The organism is Legionella parisiensis (assembly GCF_001467945.1).
GTDB classification, from domain to species: domain Bacteria; phylum Pseudomonadota; class Gammaproteobacteria; order Legionellales; family Legionellaceae; genus Legionella; species Legionella parisiensis.
Genome location: NZ_LNYQ01000013.1, coordinates 1,917,352 through 1,939,417 on the forward strand (window position 1 = coordinate 1,917,352; position 22,066 = coordinate 1,939,417).

Sequence of the window (22,066 nt, forward strand, 5' to 3'; positions counted from 1 at the left end):
AGCCATGGAAAACGAAGAGAAGCTACTGAAGATCCCATACAGCTTTGCAAAAAATAATGGGATTGTCGTTGCGAATGAAATGAGCGATAACCATGCCCTTGTTTATTATTTACCTAATACCTCATTACAAGCTCTTGCGGAGATAAAACGTTTATTACAATGCGACTTTACTCTGAAACAGGTTGATGAGTCAGCATTTCAACAACATTTAGCACACGTTTATCAATCTAAATCATCGATATTAGAGGCTGCAGGGGGTATGGAAGAAGATATGGATCTCTCATTACTGGCAAGTCAATTACCAGTGAGTGAAGATTTGTTAGAAAATCAAGATGATGCACCGATAATTCGTTTATTAAACGCATTATTTACCCAAGCGATAAAACAAAAGGCTTCTGATATTCATATTGAAACTTATGAGGATAGAGTATTAGTACGCAATCGTATTGATGGTGTTTTACATGAGGTTTTAGAAATTCAACGTGCCATAGCCCCCTTAGTCATTTCTAGAGTCAAAGTGATGGCCAAACTGGATATTGCAGAAAAACGCATCCCACAAGATGGCCGTATTTCACTACGCATTGGTGGTCATAACATTGATGTCCGGGTTTCAACTCTTCCCTCAAACCATGGGGAACGTGTAGTTTTGAGGATTTTGGATAAACAAGCTGCACAATTAGATTTAAACCTATTAGGGATGCCACAACCCACAGTAAAAGCGATGCGAAAAATGATCGCAGAGCCGCATGGCATTATTTTGGTTACTGGACCAACTGGTTCAGGGAAGACTACTTCTTTATACGCTATGCTAACTGAATTAAATCAAGTCACTCGTAATATTCTAACGATTGAGGATCCTATAGAGTATGACCTTGAGGGTATTGGGCAAACACAGGTTAATACCAAAGTACAAATGACCTTTGCCAAGGGTTTAAGGGCAATTCTCAGACAAGATCCCGATGTAGTCATGATAGGAGAAATTCGTGATTTGGAAACTGCTGAAATTGCAGTTCAAGCCAGTCTTACAGGGCACCTGGTATTATCAACCTTACACACAAACAGTGCACTAGGCGCACTCACACGTTTACGCGATATGGGGGTTGAATCTTTTCTCTTATCTTCAAGTATTGTTGGACTTATCGCACAACGACTGGTGAGAAAACTATGCCCCCAATGCAAAACGCCACATCAATTAAGAGACGATGAAAAAGAACTTATGGGCCTCACAGCAGACACAGATATATCAAAAGTTTTTGAACCCAAAGGTTGTGACTTCTGCAATCACTTAGGCTATAAAGGAAGAACAGGAATTTATGAACTGATTACTGTAGATGAAGCGCTAAGAGGAATGATTCATCGCCATGAAAATTTGCAAACAATGGAAAATCATTTACGCCCTACCACCCCAAGTATTCGCGATGATGGATTTAAGCGAGTGCTCGTTGGTGATACGTCACTTGCAGAAATCCTTCGAGTAACAACACAGAGTTAATCGATTAAATAGTAGTCCAGGGAAATCAAACCATTAAACTCGTTTCATTCAAGCAATTTTGTATGCACTTAATACTTCGAAATAAGCAGATTTATTGCAGCCTGAAAGTGTAATGTGAATGGAGAAATCTCCGCTCTGTCAAAAACATGTTTCCTATTTATCAATCGAATATTCCTATGAAAATCAAACGTTAATAGGTACTATATAAGATAGCTTCGATGATAGGCTATTAAGTTATTAATGTTTAGGATGTGTTGCCAAATAAAAGGAAGTGTTATGCGGCTTTGGATCAGAGGATTTGCTTGCTTCAGTATATCTACATTAGTATCCTGTACTGTTTCTCTCCCTCATCAAAGCCAGATTAAAAATATAAATACTGTTCCAAGTATGGAACATTCCGTTAAAAAGGACTTACAAAAAAAAGAGATTTTTTCTCAAGGCAAATGGCCAAACAGACAATGGTGGTTATCTTACAACAGTCCTGAGCTCAACACATTAATTACAGCGGCTTTAACTAATAATCCATCGATACATGAAATCAAAAACCGTATTGATGTTGCTAAGCAAAAAGCAATTGTTACACGTTCTCTGTTAGCTCCTTTAGTTTTTTTTAACGCACATGAAAATCGGCAATATGTAAGTAAAAATGGTTTGTATCGTACATTCAATCCTAATTTTCCTCTAAATGCCAGACTATTGGATCTCTCGCTTGCTTTTACTTATGAATTTGATTTTTGGGGAAAAAACCGTAATCTTTTTTATGCCGCATTGGGAGAAGCAAAAGCACAAGAAGCAGAGGCAGCAGAGGTAGAGTTAATTACAAGTACCGCAATTGCACAAGCTTATTTTGCTTATAAAACAAATCTTATAAGAAAAAAATTATATATACAGTTAATAGAAGTACGGCAAAAAATTGAAAAATTACAAAATTTATTGGTACATAAGGGACTTTCTTCAAAATTGCCTGCATTAGAAACTTCAGAAAAACTGCTTGAATCCCAAAAATTACTATCAAGCATCACAGAAGAATTGACTACCAATAAACACTTGATTAACACTTTAGCAGGACATGGCCCAGATGATTCTTTATTCATTCACCCATCACTTCCCTCACTTCCCAAAACGCTGAATATTCCTCCAATACTGCCATTGGATTTTATAGCCCGTAGGCCTGATCTTATGGCACAAATCTGGCGTGCCAAAGCTTTAGCCTATAAAACAGGAGCAGCAATGGCAGAATATTATCCTGATATAAATCTCGTTGGTCTAATTGGTTTGGAAAGTACAAGTTGGAGAAAGTTTTTTGATTTATCAAGTGGTACTGCGGCAATTAGACCTGCATTGCAATTACCTATTTTCACCGCGGGAGCAATACGCGCCAATATCAAGGCAACTAAAGCACAATTTGATGCAGCGATTGACGCATACAATAATTTGCTCTTATACAGTACTCAAGAAGTTCTTGATGTCTTAGCTTTTGCAGATAATATCTATCAGCAAAAAATAGAACAAACAAAGGTGGTGGAATATGCAAAGCAGCGTTACCAATTGAGTTACTTGCGACAACAAAAAGGCTTAGACAGTTTATTTGATCTTTATTTTTTACAAGAAGAAGTCCTTCAAAAAGAGCTTGTAGATGTTACTCTACTCTATAACCAATATTTAGCCTCTATAAAATTAACCAAAGCATTGGGAGGAGGTTACTATCAAAACACGATACCCTTGGTGAACAACTCATGAAAAAAAGATCCGCCTCTTTTTATTTTGCCGTCATTCTTATCGCTTTATTTATTTTCTTTTTTTTATATTGGCTTTTTGTATGGAGCCACCAAGTTTATACCAATGATGCCTATGTGCAAGGGAATCAGGTCTATATCAAATCCTTACGTCCAGGATTCGTTACAGGTATCTATACTGACGATAGTTTTCTGGTAAAAAAAGGACAGCTTCTTATTACATTAAATCAAACAGATTCACACATATCATTGGAAAAAGCTAAAAAGAAACTTGCCAGTACGGTACGTGATGTATCGAAGGCATTTCATGATGTGTTTATACTGGCCGCAGACATTGAAATGAAAAAAGCACAACTTCTAAAAGCACAACAAAACCTTAAACATCGTCACGATGTCATTGGGGCTAAAGGAGTTTCTTTAGAAGACTATCAAAACGCACAAGATGATCTAAAAGCCTCCATTGCCTCATTAAAAAGCACTAAGAATAAATATAAAAAAATGCTCGCTTTTGTACAGGGTACATCCGTTACCGAGCATCCCTGGGTGCAAGCAGCTGCGCAAGAAGTACGCGATGCATGGGTACAATTATATCGAACTAAAATTTATGCACCCGTAGACGGATTGGTAGCACAAAGAACAGTTCAAGTAGGCATGTGGATTTCTCCTAAAGAACCACTCATGTCTATTATCCCCCTAGATCAAATATGGGTAAATGCCAATTATAAAGAAACTCAACTAAAAAAAGTGCGCATTGGACAAAGCGTTAAGTTTACTTCTGATCTTTATGGTTCTGATGTTGTATTTCACGGCAAAATTGTTGGTTTGCCAGGAGGTGCAGGTAATGCCTTTTCATTATTACCACCTGAGAATCTCTCAGGGAACTGGATTAAAATCGTTCAAAGACTTCCTGTTCGGATTGCTCTAGTGCAGGATGAACTAATAAAACATCCTCTGCGAATTGGCCTTTCTTTAGAAGTAACTACAGATCTTTCCGATCAAAATGGCCCCTTAGTACCGACTTCAACCTCTGGCTCACCGCATTATGTTACTGACATTTTCCAAAAAGAAGAAACAGGTGATGAAAAAATTATTGCAGATATTATTAAGAGTAATTTGGATCCTAGTCTTAAGAAGTATGCCAATTCACCTCTAATTTTAAATAAGATCGACTTGAATGAGATGAATAAACAATGATTCTCTATATTTTACTCTTATCACTTGCTGCAGTAATTTTTAATCTTACCTTACCAATAATGGCAGGTCTGTATATTGTAAGTGATCTGGGAGGCAGTCCCTATATGACTTCATATACGGTTAGTTTTTTTTGTATTGGCAATCTTTTAGGAGTACCGTTAGGAAAACCCGGAGTAACACGATTAAGCCCTATTCAACTTTTTGTAGTCTGTCTCAGCCTTACTGCATTATGTTCTTTGGGATGTGCTACTGCGAGTGATTTTTTTATGTTTATCTTATTCAGGTTTTTAGAAGGTTTTGCCTCTGGACCAATTTTTCTACTAATTACATGTACCCTTATTCCCTTGCTCTCTCCTAATAAGGATAAAGTCTATATTGTTTCTTTGGTGTTGATTTGTCTTTCCATCATTCCCGTAATCGGCGCTTCATATGGTGCTTGGATTGCTTACAGCTACCATTGGCGATTCCTTTTTATTTCTAATATCCCTTTATGTATCTTTTTAATTTTGTATGTTGGCTATGGTTACAGAAAGTATCATGAACCGGTAAAAAGAACATATTTTGATAGACTTGGATATTTTTACTATTGCATCAGCATGATGTTTATTGGAGCTGCTTTAACTACAGGTCAGGAATTAGATTGGTTTCGTTCCCCTTTAATTACTTTTTTACTTATCTTTGGTGGAGTCAGTCTTATTTTTTTTATTTTACGCAGTTGGTCAGCGCAGTATCCTGTCATTGATTTGAAATTACTTAAAAATTTTTATTTCTCACTCGCAATGATCTACATCGCATTATTTTTTTCCCTCTATTTTGGCATGGTAATCTTGCTATCTTTGTGGTTGAAGCTTTATGTTAATTACACTCCTGATTGGATTGCCCTCATCATAGGAACTATGGCATTCTGTGGATGGATACCAGTACTCATTAATAAGAGGCAATATGAACCATTCTTTCCATTAATCATTGCCTTACTCTTTTTTGCTATTTCCTGTTTCTATACCACTTACTTTAATGTAGATATCAATTTTAACCGAATTGCATTTTCGCGGGGATTAGCCGGTATTGGACTTGCGCTGTTTTTATCTCCTCTCTTTCAATTATCAATGCAAACCCATCCTGAAACGAAACTTGCTGAATGCATAGGCTTCTTTCATGTTTCACGCTTGCTTGGCAGTGGATTGGGGGTAGCTCTATTTCTTATTTTATGGCATAGACGAGAAGTATTTTATCATCAACGCTTAGGAAGCAAGTTAACTGCATTTTCCCAGGAAACACAACGGTTTTTAGAAAAGGCAAATTTATTACATATTCAGGGAAAACATGCTTCAGCTCAATTAAATTTCTATCTTACCCGACAGGCTACTGCTTTAGCCCTTGATGATTGCTTTTATCTTATGGGTTGGATGGCTCTCTTATTGCTGTTTTTTTTAATCATTATTTTTCTATTTAGCAGGAAAAAAAATTCAGTCCTAACAAAGAGAGATAAAAATACACTATTGGTTGATAAAGGCATTTCTGAACAAAGATCTTAAAACCGAAGCCTATGTGTAACTATTACCTCCCATAAGTATGCTCAAATTTTTTCATATACATTCTATATTTACTTAGCTCCTATTTTTTGTCCCTCATTTTCGTTAAAAGAGAACTTTAACGAATTAAACCTAATTCTTCTGTAAAGAAAGGTCCATCCATAAGTTTTTCTGGCCATTTAAAGAGCATTACGGTAAGAGTATTACGATGTTCACCAAATATAAAATCAACTGAACTCGTACGAGCAGGAATCATCTGATGTTGCGTGCTATAAGCGGTTTCTAAATGATCCCTTATTTTTTTAATTGCTGGAGAATCTTTTTTATTTAATAACAATAAACAAACTCCTACTTCAACAATAACATCATTTTCAGCGCGCTCTATTATCTGTTGCATATTGCGCTCAAAATATTCGCTGATCCAGAGAAAAGCTTTGTCACTAACTAAGTTCTGATAATAATGACTCGCGGCAGTAATAAAATGAGTCATACCATAAATTTTTGCTTCAAATTCCAAATCTGATAGTTGACTATCCATATAATCTGGAAAAGTTTGCTGAAATAGTTTGGTATAGGATTTTCTTAAGTCAATAATGTGTAAATCATTTAGATAATAAACGTAATTAACTAATTGAGCACCATAGAGCTTAATGTTTTCTTCATTTAAGATAAACTCCTCCAGTCGAGTAATTTGAGTTTTTAATACGTCAATAACGGTATTGGTTTGCGGAAACAGAGAAGTATTTTCCAAATGATAGGAAAAAATTTTATTGGTTATCTCTAATAAATACAGATAAAAAAATAAATCGCCATATTGTGATATTTTTTTGATGCGTAATTTGTGTTTTTGCGTGGGATCTTGGTTCGCATCCAATAATAAATTATTTGATTTTTTAAGGATGAGATCCGGTTGATTCAAACTTGAAGAAAGATATTGATATTTATGGCTTAAAAAATACACATAATCAATAACAGAATTCAGATGCTCTTTGTCGCCTGTGATTCGGTACATTCTTATTGAAAAGTGCTCTTGTTTCACTAAAGGCAATTTGTCAAAATTTGCTTTATAGTTATCTAAGACCAAATCAGCCATTTCTGTATGACCAACAGCAGAAAAAAATAATATTAAAAAAAATAAACGTTTCACGCTACATTATATAAAAGTGATTTTTGAGCTGGTTATTAAAAATAATCGAGGTGATTATAAAGTAATCACGAGTTAATTGAAAACAATATTACACATCTCTTCTTTATACTATTCACAAGTGGTAAACGTTGATAGACACCAAACTACCGGTGATTGAGTTAAATAACACCCTTGCCTTACTACAAATTCGTGCATGGAATAAAAGAATATAGGAACAATAAGCTGCTTAAGGAGTAAAGGATTTTTAAGATTATTTAGTTCTCAACCAACAGCAGGTCTGACTTAAGGTCGTAAATCGTTGATATAAAGATATCCAAGCAAAAAAATTCCCGGGTTTCGCTGCATTGAACCCGGGCTACAAACTAAAGTAATGCCTATTCTACTCTACGCCAGGTAGTTCCATTCGCTCCATCCTCCAACTCGATTCCACGACTTAATAAGTCTGCTCTTATTTGGTCAGCGCGCCCCCAATTTCTATCAGCACGTGCTTGAAGCCGCTCGGCGATTAATTGATCAATTTCAACTCTGTCTTCTTCTCCAAACCCTGCTTGTAAAAATGATGCAGGATTTTCTTGCAAAAGACCCATTATGTTAGCTAAATACTTCAATGTATTCACTAAAACAGGCGAGTTCTTTTTATTTACTTCATGGCTAAGCTGAAATAAAACAGATAATGCAATTGGAGTATTAAAATCATCATTCATTGCTTGGTTAAATTCATTAATCCAATGATTATCTAATTCATTATTTGTGATGACATGGCTGTCTTTTATTGTCTGATATAAACGAGTCAATGCTTTTTTAGCATTAGTTAAATTTTCTTCAGAATAATTTAATGAACTACGATAATGACTACTTAAAAGAAAATAACGCACAACTTCTGGATGATGTTTGGCTAAAACATCGGCAATAGTGAAAAAATTACCTAATGATTTTGACATTTTTTCATTATTAACTTGCAGCATTCCTACATGCATCCAATAATTTGCAAAAGGTTTTTCAGTAGCCGCCTCACTTTGAGCAATCTCATTCTCATGATGTGGAAATTGTAAATCCAATCCCCCCCCATGAATATCGAATTGCTCACCTAATTCACTCATTGCCATCGCGGAGCATTCAATATGCCAGCCTGGACGCCCTTCACCCCACGGAGAAGGCCAGCTAGGCTCACCTGGTTTTGCCTTTTTCCATAAAACAAAATCCAATGGGGAACGTTTTTCTTTGACAATTTCAACTCGAGCTCCAGCGACCAGACCATCCAGATCTTTATGCGATAATTTGCCATAGTCGGCAAAGGAATTAACTTGATAACATACATCACCATTCTCGCTCAGATAGGCATTCCCCTTCTCGAGCAACCGCTCAATTAACCGAATAATGCTGCTTATGTGTTCTGTAGCACGTGGCTCTACATCAGGAGATAAAATATTTAACGCTTTTGTATCCTCATTCATTGCTGCAATATACTGGGCAGTTAATTCATCTATAGGTATTGCGCGCTCATGTGCACGTGCAATTATTTTATCGTCAATATCCGTAATATTACGTACATAGTTCACATCATAGCCTTGCGAGCGTAAGTAACGAACAATAACGTCAAAAGATACCATAGATCGAGCATGACCTATATGACAATGATCATATACAGTAATACCACAAACATAGATGCCAATTTTTCCAGGTACAATCGAAACAAATGGTTCTTTTGTTCTAGTTAAAGAATTATATAAATGCAACATATCAGCCCCTTAGCTTAGGCCTGTTTAATCTAGTGAATTGTAAACAGACCTTAGTACATTGACAATTCTACTCTTTTGGTGATTTGTCAACTGACTCCAGTTTTCCCCAAGTATTTTTCAAGTCTACTACGCGATGAAATGCGCTAACACATCCATCTTTTAATTCATTAACGCAATAATATCCTAATCGCTCAAACTGAAACACCTCGCCTAATTGTTGATTTGCTAGAGCAGGTTCACAATATCCTTGCTTTATTTGCAATGAATTATGGTTTAAAAACTGGAAGAAATCATCTTCACGGCCTGGATTAGGATCATTAAACAGACGATCATACTCCAACACCGTCACTGGATAAGCTTGTTCGCAAGATACCCAATGAATGACCCCTTTAACCTTTCTATCTTCAGGATTCTTACCTAAAGTTTTTTCATCATAGGTACAACGCAACTCAATGATATTGCCTTGTTCATCATGTACCACATCATGACATTTAATCACATAAGAATGGCGTAAACGTACTTCAGCACCTGGTGATAAACGAAAATATTTTTTGGGAGGCTCTTCCATAAAATCAGAGCGCTCGATAAAAACTTCTCGCGTAAATGGTAAATCTCGTGTGCCTGAATCTGGAGCTTGTGGATTATAAGCAGACTTCAATATTTCTACCTTATCTTCAGGATAATTTTCTATGACCACTTTTAATGGATCCATAACACATAAAGCGCGTTTCGCTGTTCTATTTAGTTCAGCACGGACACATTCTTCTAATATAGACATATCAATCACGGAATCACTACGTGATATTCCTATTACTTCACAAAATTGGCGAATCGCTGCAGGAGGATAACCGCGCCTACGCATACCACGTAAAGTAGGCATGCGTGGATCATCCCATCCAGATACTGCCTTTTTTTCAACTAATGTCCGTAACTTACGTTTTGAAGTAACTGTATGCGATAAATTCAAACGTGCAAACTCAGTTTGAATTGGTTTTGCAGGCAAAGGCAAATTATCAACACACCAATCATACAAAGGTCGATGATCTTGAAATTCTAACGTACATAAAGAATGAGTAATTTTTTCCAAGGCATCCGAAATAGGATGGGCATAGTCATACATAGGATAGATACACCACTCATCACCTGTACGTTGGTGAGATGCATGTCGAATACGATAGATTACAGGGTCTCGCATATTCAAATTACCTGACTGCATGTCAATTTTTGCTCGTAACACATGAGCCCCATCAGGAAACTCTCCTGCCTTCATGCGAGTAAATAAATCCAAACTTTCTTCTATTGGTCTATTTCTGTAAGGGCTCTCCTTTCCAGGTTCTTGCAAAGTCCCTCGATAAGCGCGAATTTCCTCCATGCTCAAACTATCTATATAAGCCAGATCTTTTTTAATTAACAATACTGCAAACTCATAGAGCTCTTGATAATAATCTGAAGAATGAGTCATTCCATACCATGCAAAACCCAGCCAGCGCACGTCTTCAATAATAGCGTTGACGTATTCTTCCTCTTCCTTTATAGGATTTGTATCATCAAAACGTAAATAACAAATGCCACCGAACTCTTGCGCCAAACCAAAATTCAGACAGATAGACTTGGCATGCCCTACATGTAAATATCCATTAGGTTCTGGAGGAAAACGAGTCACTATAGACTTATGTTTTCCACTAGCCAGTTCATCAGTAATCAGTTGTCTTATAAAATGTGCCCGTTTTTCAGTTAATTCTATCATTCGATCTTTCCGTCACTGTTTATACTAATCTGGATAAAGTTAAAGGCATGGCCAAGAGTAATCCCTTTTGCTTGCCAAATTACCAGGCTCTACCTTTTACCTTTCCAAAAAGTTTTACATTATTTGCAGTAGGTCACTTATTCTAAATTTCCATACAGATACGGAAGAAGAAGATTAACATAACCTTTTACTTATCATTTTAAATTATTATCCATAGCCTGTCGCATGGAGTACATTAAGTCCGATCCAGCTTGTAACATATCATTATTTTCGTTGTACGCATCGAGAATTCGCGTGATCAGAGCAGCCCCCACAATCACACCATCTGCAAAACGAGCAACCTCCGCAGCCATTTCCGATGTTTTTATACCAAAACCGACCATTAATGGAAGCGTAGTTTGCGCTTTTCGAAGTTGATATTGTGATTTTAAAGACGAAATATCAAGTGCATTAGAGCCGGTAACGCCTTTTAAAGACACATAGTACAAATATCCCTTTGCAAACTGGTTTATTAATGCCATTCGCTCATCAGAGGTCGTAGGCGAGCACAGAAAGATACTGTACAAACCATATTTTTGCCAGACTTTAGCTACCTCTTCACTTTCTTCAGGTGGTAAGTCTACCAGAATAGTTCCATCTATACCTGCTTCTACTGCGTGTCTCGCAAAAAGTTCATAACCAAAATGTTCAATGGGATTTAAGTACCCCATTATAACCACTGGAGTTTCTTGATCTTGCAAGCGAAAATCTTTCACCATATCCAATACAGTTTGACAATGTACATCCTGAGCAAGTGCACGCTCCATCGCCCTTTGGATAACCGGACCTTCCGCCATAGGATCAGAGAATGGGATACCTAATTCTAAAATATCTGCTCCAGATTTAACCAATTCATGCATAAGTTTGACTGTGATTCCTGGAGAAGGATCTCCAGCCGTAATATAAGGACTTAGCATTTTTTTGCCATTAGCTTTCAGACGCATCAAAGTTTTGTCAATTCGGTTCATACAGTAATCCCATCAATTTGTGCCACAGTATGCATGTCTTTATCACCACGACCAGATAAATTTACAATAATATTTTGATTCACTGACATTTTTTTAGCGAGTTTCATTGCATAAGCAACTGCATGGCTTGATTCAAGAGCAGGAATAATTCCTTCTACTCGTGTTAAGGTACGAAATGCATTTAATGCTTCATCATCATTAACTGCTTCATAAACCACCCGTCCGGTATCTTTCAAATAGGCATGCTCAGGGCCTACTCCAGGGTAATCAAGGCCTGCTGAAACTGAATGAGTATCTTTAATTTGACCGTATTCATCACAAAGTAAATAAGTTCGATTACCATGTAAAATCCCTGGGGTTCCAGCAATCAATGAGGCAGAATGTTGACCACTTTCCAAGCCTTTTCCTCCAGCTTCTACGCCATAGATAGCCACTGTCGAATCATTAAGAAAAGGATAAAATAAACCAATCGCGTTAGAACCACCGCCTACGCAAGCAACTAACGCATCAGGAAGATACCCTGTCTTTTCTAAAAATTGGGCCCTTGCTTCGATACCAATGATGGATTGAAAATCCCGAACCATCTGCGGGTAAGGATGGGGGCCTGCTACAGTTCCTATAATATAAAAAGTATTATCAACATTGCTTACCCAATCTCTCATGGCTTCATTTAACGCATCTTTTAATGTTCGAGATCCTGATGTGACTGGAATAACTTCTGCACCAAGCAATTTCATGCGATAAACATTGGATGATTGTCGCTTTATATCTTCAGAACCCATATACACTACACATTCCAGGCCTAATTTAGCAGCTACCGTTGCTGAAGCCACTCCATGCTGACCTGCACCTGTTTCGGCAATCACTCTGGTTTTACCCATGCGTTTAGCAAGTAGCGCCTGGCCTACGGTATTATTAATTTTATGCGCCCCAGTATGATTCAAATCTTCTCGTTTTAAGTAGATTTGCGCACCACCTATTTCCTTGCTCAAACGTCGCGCATGATAAAGTGGATTAGGACGACCTACATAATCTTTTAACTCAGCATTCAGCTCATCTAAAAAATCAGGATCTTTTTGATATTTAGCATAAGCTTCTTCCAATTGCTTCAATGCATGCATCAAAGTATCTGCTACAAAAATGCCACCGTAAGGACCGAAATGTCCGCGCTCATCAGGAAGTTCTTTTTTGTTCATTAATTTACCTTAAATTTACTTCTATCAATATAACTATTAATTCAATAATTTCTGCATAAAACGGCTCATTTTGCCATGATCCTTAACTCCGGGCGATGCCTCGATACCACTGCATAAATCTACAGCATAAGGGTGGCATAGTTTAATTGACTCGAGCACATTATACTCATTCAGCCCGCCAGCCAATATCAAAGGTTTTTCTGTATTTTTTGGAATAATTTTCCAGTCAAAAGTGCATCCGGTTCCGCCTCTTAGCGTCTCAGAAGGTGTATCCAGCAATAACGCCTGTGCAGTCATATAGTCTTTTGCTGCCTGGTGAATATACTCTGCTGAATCACAATGTATGGCTTTAATAAAAGGTTTATTAAATTGTTGGCAAAACTCAGCGGATTCATCACCATGAAATTGTAATAATTGAATTGGTAATTTCTCTATTATCTTATGGACAAAATCTCGTTCAGGATTAACCAAAACAGCAACCGAGTTTACAAAGGCAGGAAGATCTTTTAACAAAACTTGTGCCTGCTCTATTGAGACGCAACGTGCACTTTTTGGATAAAAGATCAAACCTATAGCATCAACACCCAGTTTTATGGCATATGCAATATCTTCACTACGCGTCATACCGCACATTTTGACTCGCACACGTGCCGTTTTCATCATTTCTCCGGAAGAAAAAAAGGTCCAAGACTACTCTGCAATATAGAAAACTCTTGCGGATAAGTCACTTGTACTAAATACAATCCATAAGCAGGTGCAGTCTCAGCACCTAATCGCCTATCTTTTGCTTTCAGTACTTCATCTACCCAGCATACAGGGTGTTTCCCTGATCCTACTGCAATTAGCACGCCAGCAATATTTCGTACCATATGATGCAAAAAAGCATTAGCAGTAATATCAATCATCACCAAATCACCCATACGACTCACCTGTAAATTATGGATATTTCGCATAGGGGTATTCGACTGACATTCAACAGAACGGAATGAAGTAAAATCATTCTCCCCCAGTAAAACCTGTGCAGCTTGATGCATCAGACGGTGATCTAATTGCCTGTATTGCCAAGTTACATTACTTCGCAGTAAAGCAGGTCGAATGGCACTATTATAAATGATATACCGATATCTTCTTGCAGTAGCAGAGTATCGTGCATGAAACTCTTCTGGTAAATCCCTTCCCCATTTAACGCAAATATCTTTAGGCAAAAAAGAGTTCACCCCATGAATCCATGCACGAATGCTGCGTATTTTATTGCAGTCAAAATGAATTACCTGATTCGTGGCATGTACACCAGTATCTGTTCTTCCTGCACAAACCACGGAAATAGGACAATCTGCTACTTTTGATAAAGCATGTTCTACGGCTTGTTGCACAGTATGCAAGCCTGTTTGTGCTTGCCAGCCATGATACTGGCTACCATCGTACTCAAGCACCAAGGCAATACGCATTGATTATTCCTGATAAAAGGGTCAATTTATAATACAGTATATGTTTTGTCTATACCCTAATATAATTGATTTTCAAGTTTATTAAATATTATAGTCATTTCTCGTATTCTAAGCTCTGTAATTAAAAACTATTAAACTCTTGTATCTCAGCGCATGCAATTACTTTTATAAAATCATCTTATTGATTTAACTTATTTAATTATGATACTTTTTCATGCCACAATGAAATCATTGCCAATAATAATGCGAATCTTTCTAGTGTCTGTTTCCATTTCGTTAGATTGAGCCCAAATGAACTGATTTCCGAGCACCGAAGCGCGCAGAAAAGATAAAGTATGCGAGCATCGAAACACAGTAAATCAGATCATTTTGACCAGGATAATAATGAAACAGATCCTATACTTTTTATTTTAAATTTTGAGACTTACTATGAAATGGAATTTATTTTACTCAGCTACCTTCACTTTATTACTCGTGATCAGTAGCCCATCGTTCTCTAAGGATATTGAAAATGTCCAAAATGGAGTGCCTCCATCTATTTTTAACAGTCAAGGTAATTGGTTTATATCTCTTGGCGGAGGCGCTCAATTTCCTGATTTAAACTCTCATATGAAAGTAAATAACGACTCAGGATTTCCAGAACCATTTGATTATGATCGTTATTCGATCACCAATGACAATGGAGGAGTGATTGCTGCATCTGTAGGCCGACGCTGGCAAAATAATAACTTCTGGCTCCCATCCTATTCTTTAGGTCTATTTTGGCAGTACTTTTTCAAAACGCATATTAATGGAGAAATAACATTATACTCTTTACCTGAATTTACCAATTACAATTACAACCTCGACTTTACTTCGAATCTTTTATTAGCGTCTGGAAAAATTAGTTTGTTTCAATATGGGATATTTTCCCCTTACATTAATGGCGGAATAGGAAGTTCTTTCAATAATGTATCTAACTATAGTGAAAAGGCATTTTCAGGGGTCACCGCTCGAGTATCCCCAGGATTTAGGAGCTCCAATACAAGTGAATTTGCTTACAATGTGGGTGCTGGTATTGATATGCAAATCTTACCCCAATTGATTCTCTCAGTAGGTTATCTTTATCAAGATTTAGGCCCAATTTCCTCAGGTAATGGAATTGATACATGGACTGGACAATTATTAAATCCTGGATCCTATCGCTCAAATGAAGTTTTAGTCACTGCAACTTATCTTTTCGGCAAAGAATCACATTTCGTAAAATAAGGAAACCAATGAATGTAGATGAAAAAGATATTAAGACTTCCCTTGAATCTCATCGATTAGGCGTTGCGCTTCTTCTTTTTGTGACTTACTGCCATGTTCCATCACTTCATTTAAAGAATTTAATGCAGATTCTATGTCTTCCATTCCTATATAGGTTTTAGCCAGAGCCAAAAGAGTATCTAATGCTTTTTGGTTCTTTAAGTTAGAAAGATTTTTACTTTCATCATCCTTCTGCATTTGTGTTACGTCAGCAGGTACAGAATGAGTAAAGTCCAAGCCATTACTCTCATCACTTATTTGCTCTTGGGCATTATTTTCTTTTGTGACAGGCTTCTCTGTAAGTAAATGATGTAGCCCTGATTCAAATTCTAATAAATTATCTTCCTCAGGCTTATCTTTTAAAGAATTTTGCTCTTCATTAGTTTGAAAAAATGGTTCTTTTTTCTCTTCAGTTGGTATTATTTCCAACAATATTTCTTCATCTGTACGTTCAAGAGAAGCATCGACTGCATTCATCTTTTCTATTGAAGAAGGAATAGCTAATGTGGAATCGGGGGTTAATTCTGTATTGGCTTTTAATCCTGATTCATCATTTAATCCAGGTTCAGACTTAAACTCAGACTCAGATTCTGGATTTAACCCAGGTTCAGATTTTAACTTAGGCTCAGGTTTTAACTCAGGTTCAAGTTTTAACTCCGGTCCAGGTTTTAACTTAGGTTCAAGTTTTAACTCGGGTCCAGGTTTTAACTTAGGTTCAGGTTTTAACTTAGGTTCAGGTTTTAACTTAGGTTCAGGTTTTAACTTAGGCTCAGGTTTTAACTTAGGCTCAGGTTTTAACTTAGGTTTAGGTTTTAACTGAGGTTCAGGTTTTAATTCAGGCTCAGGTTTTAACTGAGGCTCAGGTTTTAACTGAGGTTTAGGTTTTAACTGAGGTTCAGGTTTTAATTCAGGTTCAGGTTTTAATTCAGGTTCAGGTTTTAATTCAGGTTCAGGTTTTAATTCAGGTTCAGGTTTTAATTCAGATTCAGGTTTTAATTCAGATTCAGGTTTTAATTCAGATTCATGCTTTAATTGGGATTTAACTTCTTCTAATGATTCTTTTTCTAATAGTTCTTTACTAACTGATTCTTCTTCCGAACTCATAATGGGTTGAGTTGAAACAGGATAAGAAACCATTGCAGTAGAGGATCCCGTTGCTTCAGGTGACCGCTTCCTTTGATCGTGTTGTTTAAAATAATAAAACGCAGCAATACCACCCCCTCCAGCAACAAACAATAGTATGAATAAAATCCAAAAATCATCCGTTTTATTAGGTATGTTTGTTGAGCTGCTTTGTCCTGCAATTGCTATACGCTCTTTCATCAAATTTTGAATTTGATGACGCATCAATTGAAGCTCTTTATCACGATCATCTAATTGTTTTTGTAATTTTTTATTTTGTGACTGCAGAAAACTCAATTGTTCTGTTAATAGTGCATTAGATTCTCGTAAAGAATCTACAGCAGCAGTTGTAATAGATATTTCAGCCTTAAGTGTCCTACTTTGCTCTGTACTTACTTCCTTTTCTAATGAAGGCATTAAACTTGGCATAATAAATCCTGGCAGATTTTGGTTCGGCATAGAAGTTGCAGTACCAGGGAGCTTTGGAGCTGGAGGTATTTGTGAATACTCAACGGGAGTTGCGTGGGATGCTTGTCCTGTTACGTAAGGTGGAGCCAATACATGGTTAATCGATGTTTTTTCATTCCACGCCTTATCATGAGCCATTACCTCAACGGTAGCTAAATCGGCAGGCACCTCCAAGAACTTTTTATCAGAAGGAATTTTAAGACGAGCACCTTCCTTTAATCCATTCAAATTTCCATCAATAAACGCATCAGTATTTGTTCCCACAATTGCAAGGACAATTTGGGGTAAAATTGCTTCGGAGGTTTTATATCGCTGCGCAATTTGCCATACATTTTCATTTGATGATGTCGGTCCATAAACTGTTTTTTTCTTTTTCCCCTGCCCTGCTTCAGCCTTTTTTTTGCTAGAGGCCGTTGTTTTTTGGTGATAATTAGTAAATTTTCTCTGATAAGTTAGACCGCTTTGCGCAATTGTATTCGCCAGTTTGTAGCCTGGGGGATCCAACAATACCGTATAAACTTTAAAAATTTGTCCTTTAGGCCATATTAAATCAACAATTAGCTGTATATAAGGTTCAGTCATTCGCTCTTTGGAATAAACTTCCACAACGAATTTTCCTTGTTTATTTTTTTTAACATCAAAAAAAAGAACACTTATTGCTTCAGAACGTTCAACACCCAAGCTTTGATAACTTTGTGAATCAGCAAGTTCCACTTTAATATTGGATAAAGAAACCTCGTGCCCATCAATTAATTCAATTTCAGCAAAAAAAGGTTGATTCAGGGCTGATTCCACTTTCATTTCACCTAAGCCTAGTGCGTATACGCATACTGGCAAAGTAAGTGAAAATAAAGATGAAAACAAAGCAGTTTTTTTCAATCAAAGCTCCTGCATGCCCAATGAGGTTGAAGACATGTTAACTTAAAAAAGCTAACATTATTTACTAATCTATTCAAGCAATTAGAGCTGTTGCAAGCATTTTACCCAAGATATTTATGATAAGGTGGAACATATTGGTTCTATTGTTAAATACATTGAGCAATTTTGATAACCACATTTACACCCAAAATATTGAACCTTTAAATTTACCCAGAGGTTCAAATAATCTTAGAAGATCAACCCCAACCTCCTTGCTCTAACCGAAAGTTTCGCACTTATATACTTAAAATTTCAAACAAAAATGAGCTTCCCATCGCTGGAAGAATGATTAATAATAGAAATGAATTATTTATTGATAAAGATAGGATAAAAATCATGGAATTTACCAAAATTAATCCGCTTGCTATAGCAATATCTATTAGTATTTTATCAGCAATCGGTTCATTTTTTATGGGTGTAGCAGCTTTTGTTCTTTATACAGGAAAACCCATAGTAGCCATGGTTGGGAGTATATATCTTTCATATAATCCCTCTATGGCTAATGCAGGTCTTGGTGCAGCTATAGTACTTATGAATACTTTTATTGGTAGTTATATTGCTGCTTGGATATATAACTTTCTGCTTGATTACATTAGATAACTGTTGGCTCACGAGTATCGTGGTTTGCTACACCATGATAAGTGGAAGCAGTATAACATTCTTCAATAGAAATAAAGTCAAACCAACAAGTCTGCAGTAACATTAAAGTTTTGTATCCCATTTCAATGTTAGTTGCCAGTAATTGTTCAATGACTAATTCTAAATGTTCATGTTGAAGCACAGGGGTTGATTTCGGCTTTTCCTTGCACATTTTGGCAAACATTGTATGAAATCGTTCTTCTACCATTTTGGGGACCGTCGAATTACCATCAAAAATACGATGATCAGCACTGATAGAAACTGGCAACATATCCCTAGGTTCAAATGAGTGAGTTTCATTTTGCCAAATAGGTTTTCGCTCAACTTCCATTATAGTAAATCTCATAGATTCAGTTTTACGAAGAGGTGCCATGGACTGGGTATAACCAAAAACACCAATATTACTTAGTGTAATATAAGGAGTTCCTGCGAGAGGATAAGGATAGGTGTTATAAGCATATTCATAAACCATGTCCTTCATAAGTTGTTGAACACGCGGATTTGTTTTTTCCAATTGCTCACGCTTTTTGTAACAATAAACCATCATATGAACAATAGACCGAATTTTTGCAGATAACTCATAAAAACTAAGATTATGACAATTTTCAAAAACAATCGTGCCTAAATGATCACCACATCCTGGTAACATGACTACAAGACCAACATACGCCTCTTTCGTTTGGAAGATTGTTCTAAAACTCAAGTAGTTTCTAAAAGAATCTGATAATGTCATCCAAGAACTTACTGTTTGCAGCATTAAAGTAGTCAAGGTCTCCGAAGCGAATTTTTTATTAAAAAAATCAAGGCAAGAGATATCGATACTAAACTGGCCCGTCATGGTTGGATCACTTGGACCATCCCACTGGGTCATGAACACTTTTCGAATTGGAGTCATTTCAACTTGCCGATTTGACTCGGTATAATTCTGCACTCTTGGTAATACCTCGTCCGCAAACTCTATGAAATTTTTCCAATTCTCACTGGGCTCGAGATTTACTTTACTCAGTTGCTGTGTATGTTTGTTATGTAGTGATTCTTTAAAATGAATAACCCCTTCAACACCTAATAAGGCGCACACTGAAGACATATATTTATATTGCATAAAAATATTGGTTATCAACTGCTCTTCCAGATAAGCAATTTTCGGCTTGATTTCATCAACATTTGGCAAACCAATATCACGATATAATTCCGCTTCACATACATGGCGATGTTCATCCTCAAGAATCGTTGTGAACACTTTCGGCGCAACACCATAACGGTGTAAACTTTCAAAAATTTCTTCAATCCAACCTTCACCAATAAGATTAAGTAACATAATCGCTACTTTGGGACAACTTTCATTACGAATAAAGTTACATATGATTTCAATATGAGGGCTGTATGGAGGCGGGGAAGCATAAGGAGCACAGAGCATGTAAACAATTTTAGTGAAAACCAAACCATGAAATATTTCGTCAAGTAACTGCTGACGCATGCGCTCTCTATATTCAACAGTTGACATTTTTGATTCAAATTTCAGAGGAATTTGAACTGCTAATACTTCAAGCTGTGCTAAAAGTGAAAAAGTGTAAATATAAAAAAGTTTATCTGATTTAAGTTCAAAAGGTAAACCATCGCAAAATAACTCATTTAATCTATTTTTTATGAGTTGTTTCTCATCTGCAGTAATCTTGTTCCACCCTTCTAAAATCCATTTTTCCGCACCCCAAGATGGTCTAAGTAATTCAGTAAGTTCATCCACGATATTTACCATAAAATCAAAGGTTTTTCAGTATAGACATAGCAAGCGTATGAGTCAATCATACTTTATAGCAAAACTATTTACTCATTTAATTCGGCTTCTTCAGCAAGTGAAAGTGCCCGTATTTTCAGGATTTTTTTCTTTTTGGCCCAAGCTGCCGACATGGAACAGAACACCCTAGTTTATCTTAGACGATAGCATCCCTTCCCATGACCATCATAATGATGAATAATGGGATGTATCATTAGGAAAATGAATAGGATAACTATCATGAAATTTGGCAAAATAGATCCAATTGCTTTAGGAGTATCTCTTGGTGCTTTTTCAGGAGTATCTACTTTTTTTATGGGATTAATGCTGTTACTTTTTAATAAAGGGAAACCTTTTAATGGTATCATGGGAACAATGTATTTTAACTATGATCTTTCCTTTATCGAATGTTTACTCGGCGGAATTGGCGCTTTTATTAGTACCTTTATTAGTAGTTATCTCATTGCCTGGGCCTACAATTTTCTGGATAAACAGCTTAACAACAAAGTACTCGTTGATAAAAGCAACCTCTAAGAAAACTCAGTATTTAATCTCATTTTTATAGAAACTAAAAGTAGTTTTTGGAGTCCTGAAAATTTTGGATAATTACTCTAGACTCCATTAATTCTATTGCATTACCTGACCCTCTAATTCATAATTAAAGCCTTTTATTTCTTCTGGTTAACTATGTCAGCATCATTGATTGATGGAAAGGTGGTCGCCTCTCTTCGTAGAGAAGAATTAAAACACCGCGTGGATGATTATATACAAATGAAACATCGTGCCCCAGGGCTTGCGGTGGTTCTCATAGGCAATGATCCTGCTTCTACTGTGTATGTAGCCAATAAGCGAAAAGCGTGTGCCGAAGTAGGTATTATCTCTCATTCTTATGATCTACCCGAAGAAACAACCCACGATGAATTAATCAGACTTATTGATGAGTTAAATTGCGCTGAACAAATAGATGGAATTCTAATTCAATTACCATTACCCAAACATATTAATGAACGTGTCATTATTGAACACATCAAACCGGAAAAGGATGTTGATGGTTTTCATCCTTATAATTTAGGGCGGCTCGCTCAGCGCAATCCATTATTACGCCCATGTACGCCTCTTGGCATAATCAACCTACTAGAACACTATCAACTCGAAGTTAAAAGAAAACATGCTCTTGTCATTGGTGCATCGAATATTGTAGGTCGTCCTATGAGTTTAGAATTACTTCTTGCCGGGGCAACAGTCACCATAGCCCATAAATTCACGCAGCAATTAGAAAAATTAGTACATATAGCCGACCTTGTCATCATTGCAACAGGTAAAATGGATATTATTGATTGCGAGTGGCTTAATAAAGAGCAGATAATTATAGATGTGGGTATCCATCGTTTGTCCGATGGTAGTATTAGAGGCGATATAGATTTTAAAAAAGCGGTAAACAAAGTCTCATGGATTACACCTGTACCCGGGGGAGTTGGTCCAATGACTATCGTGACGTTGCTTGAAAATACATTAAAAGCTGCAACGTTAGAAAAATAAAATACACAGACTATACCTTTACAGGCTGGTTACCTGCAACCAGAAAGATGCTTCAACAGTCCTGGCCGTAAGCAGCCAAGC

General features: G+C 36.7%; 17 protein-coding genes. 8 read left to right on the plus strand and 9 right to left on the minus strand.

What is annotated here, in order from left to right; all coding sequences use genetic code 11:
* Window positions 1-4 precede the first annotated feature (4 nt).
* The 4 genes from lspE to Lpar_RS14585 all read left to right on the plus strand — a co-directional run bounded on the left by lspE (window position 5) and on the right by Lpar_RS14585 (window position 5,957).
* Complete coding sequence (lspE, locus tag Lpar_RS14570) at window positions 5-1,492, plus strand: GspE family T2SS ATPase variant LspE (protein ID WP_058518607.1); 1,488 nt, start codon at window positions 5-7, stop codon at window positions 1,490-1,492.
* A 276-nt stretch (window positions 1,493-1,768) separates the two neighbouring features.
* Entirely contained in the window at window positions 1,769-3,232 is a 1,464-nt protein-coding gene (locus Lpar_RS14575; RefSeq protein WP_058518608.1) for an efflux transporter outer membrane subunit, read from the plus strand.
* A complete protein-coding gene (locus Lpar_RS14580; protein WP_058518609.1) occupies window positions 3,229-4,422 on the plus strand; it encodes an HlyD/EmrA/EmrK family protein in 1,194 nt (397 codons plus the stop codon). The genes Lpar_RS14575 and Lpar_RS14580 overlap by 4 nt, the downstream gene beginning before the upstream one ends.
* A complete protein-coding gene (locus tag Lpar_RS14585) occupies window positions 4,419-5,957 on the plus strand; it encodes an MFS transporter (protein WP_058518610.1) in 1,539 nt (512 codons plus the stop codon). The genes Lpar_RS14580 and Lpar_RS14585 overlap by 4 nt, the downstream gene beginning before the upstream one ends.
* A gap of 115 nt (window positions 5,958-6,072) precedes the next feature.
* Here the strand turns inward: Lpar_RS14585 and Lpar_RS14590 are convergent, their stop codons facing one another.
* From Lpar_RS14590 to truA, 7 genes are all read right to left on the minus strand, one after another.
* Complete coding sequence (locus Lpar_RS14590; RefSeq protein WP_058518611.1) at window positions 6,073-7,101, minus strand: DUF3541 domain-containing protein; 1,029 nt, start codon at window positions 7,099-7,101, stop codon at window positions 6,073-6,075.
* 374 nt (window positions 7,102-7,475) lie between these two features.
* Window positions 7,476-8,840: a cysteine--tRNA ligase gene (gene cysS / locus Lpar_RS14595; protein WP_058518612.1), complete on the minus strand. Its 1,365-nt coding sequence runs from the start codon at window positions 8,838-8,840 to the stop codon at window positions 7,476-7,478.
* Window positions 8,841-8,907: 67 nt separating this feature from the next.
* Window positions 8,908-10,587, minus strand: a complete 1,680-nt coding sequence (locus Lpar_RS14600; protein WP_058518613.1) for a glutamine--tRNA ligase/YqeY domain fusion protein — start codon at window positions 10,585-10,587, stop codon at window positions 8,908-8,910.
* A 194-nt stretch (window positions 10,588-10,781) separates the two neighbouring features.
* The gene (gene trpA, locus Lpar_RS14605) at window positions 10,782-11,594 is read right to left on the minus strand and encodes a tryptophan synthase subunit alpha (protein WP_058518614.1); all 813 of its coding nucleotides are present in this window, start codon (window positions 11,592-11,594) and stop codon (window positions 10,782-10,784) included.
* Window positions 11,591-12,790 (minus strand): tryptophan synthase subunit beta, encoded by a 1,200-nt coding sequence (trpB, locus tag Lpar_RS14610; RefSeq protein ID WP_058518615.1) that lies wholly within the window; start codon window positions 12,788-12,790, stop codon window positions 11,591-11,593. The genes trpA and trpB overlap by 4 nt, the downstream gene beginning before the upstream one ends.
* A 36-nt stretch (window positions 12,791-12,826) precedes the next feature.
* On the minus strand, window positions 12,827-13,450 hold the full coding sequence (locus Lpar_RS14615) for a phosphoribosylanthranilate isomerase (protein WP_058518616.1): 624 nt from the start codon (window positions 13,448-13,450) through the stop codon (window positions 12,827-12,829).
* Window positions 13,450-14,238 (minus strand): tRNA pseudouridine(38-40) synthase TruA, encoded by a 789-nt coding sequence (gene truA / locus Lpar_RS14620; RefSeq protein WP_058518617.1) that lies wholly within the window; start codon window positions 14,236-14,238, stop codon window positions 13,450-13,452. Before truA ends, Lpar_RS14615 begins: the two co-directional genes overlap by 1 nt.
* A 429-nt stretch (window positions 14,239-14,667) precedes the next feature.
* Here truA and Lpar_RS14625 point away from each other — a divergent pair, with 429 nt between their 5' ends.
* Window positions 14,668-15,486 (plus strand): outer membrane protein, encoded by an 819-nt coding sequence (locus tag Lpar_RS14625; RefSeq protein WP_058518618.1) that lies wholly within the window; start codon window positions 14,668-14,670, stop codon window positions 15,484-15,486.
* A gap of 30 nt (window positions 15,487-15,516) precedes the next feature.
* On the opposite strand, the gene Lpar_RS14630 is transcribed toward Lpar_RS14625, so the two are convergent.
* The gene (locus tag Lpar_RS14630; RefSeq protein WP_058518619.1) at window positions 15,517-17,994 is read right to left on the minus strand and encodes a FimV/HubP family polar landmark protein; all 2,478 of its coding nucleotides are present in this window, start codon (window positions 17,992-17,994) and stop codon (window positions 15,517-15,519) included.
* A 324-nt stretch (window positions 17,995-18,318) separates the two neighbouring features.
* Here Lpar_RS14630 and Lpar_RS14635 point away from each other — a divergent pair, with 324 nt between their 5' ends.
* A complete protein-coding gene (locus tag Lpar_RS14635; protein WP_237759419.1) occupies window positions 18,319-18,633 on the plus strand; it encodes a hypothetical protein in 315 nt (104 codons plus the stop codon).
* Here the strand turns inward: Lpar_RS14635 and Lpar_RS14640 are convergent.
* Window positions 18,626-20,416 carry a 2-oxo acid dehydrogenase subunit E2 gene (locus Lpar_RS14640; RefSeq protein WP_058518620.1) on the minus strand — a complete coding sequence of 597 codons (1,791 nt, stop codon included), beginning with the start codon at window positions 20,414-20,416 and terminating at the stop codon, window positions 18,626-18,628. The two genes, Lpar_RS14635 and Lpar_RS14640, sit on opposite strands and share 8 nt — an antisense overlap.
* 270 nt (window positions 20,417-20,686) lie before the next feature.
* Here Lpar_RS14640 and Lpar_RS14645 point away from each other — a divergent pair, with 270 nt between their 5' ends.
* Both Lpar_RS14645 and folD read left to right on the plus strand, forming a co-directional pair.
* Complete coding sequence (locus Lpar_RS14645) at window positions 20,687-20,980, plus strand: hypothetical protein (RefSeq protein ID WP_058518621.1); 294 nt, start codon at window positions 20,687-20,689, stop codon at window positions 20,978-20,980.
* A 153-nt stretch (window positions 20,981-21,133) separates the two neighbouring features.
* The gene (gene folD, locus Lpar_RS14650) at window positions 21,134-21,985 is read left to right on the plus strand and encodes a bifunctional methylenetetrahydrofolate dehydrogenase/methenyltetrahydrofolate cyclohydrolase FolD (RefSeq protein ID WP_058518622.1); all 852 of its coding nucleotides are present in this window, start codon (window positions 21,134-21,136) and stop codon (window positions 21,983-21,985) included.
* The last annotated feature ends 81 nt before the right edge of the window (window positions 21,986-22,066 follow it).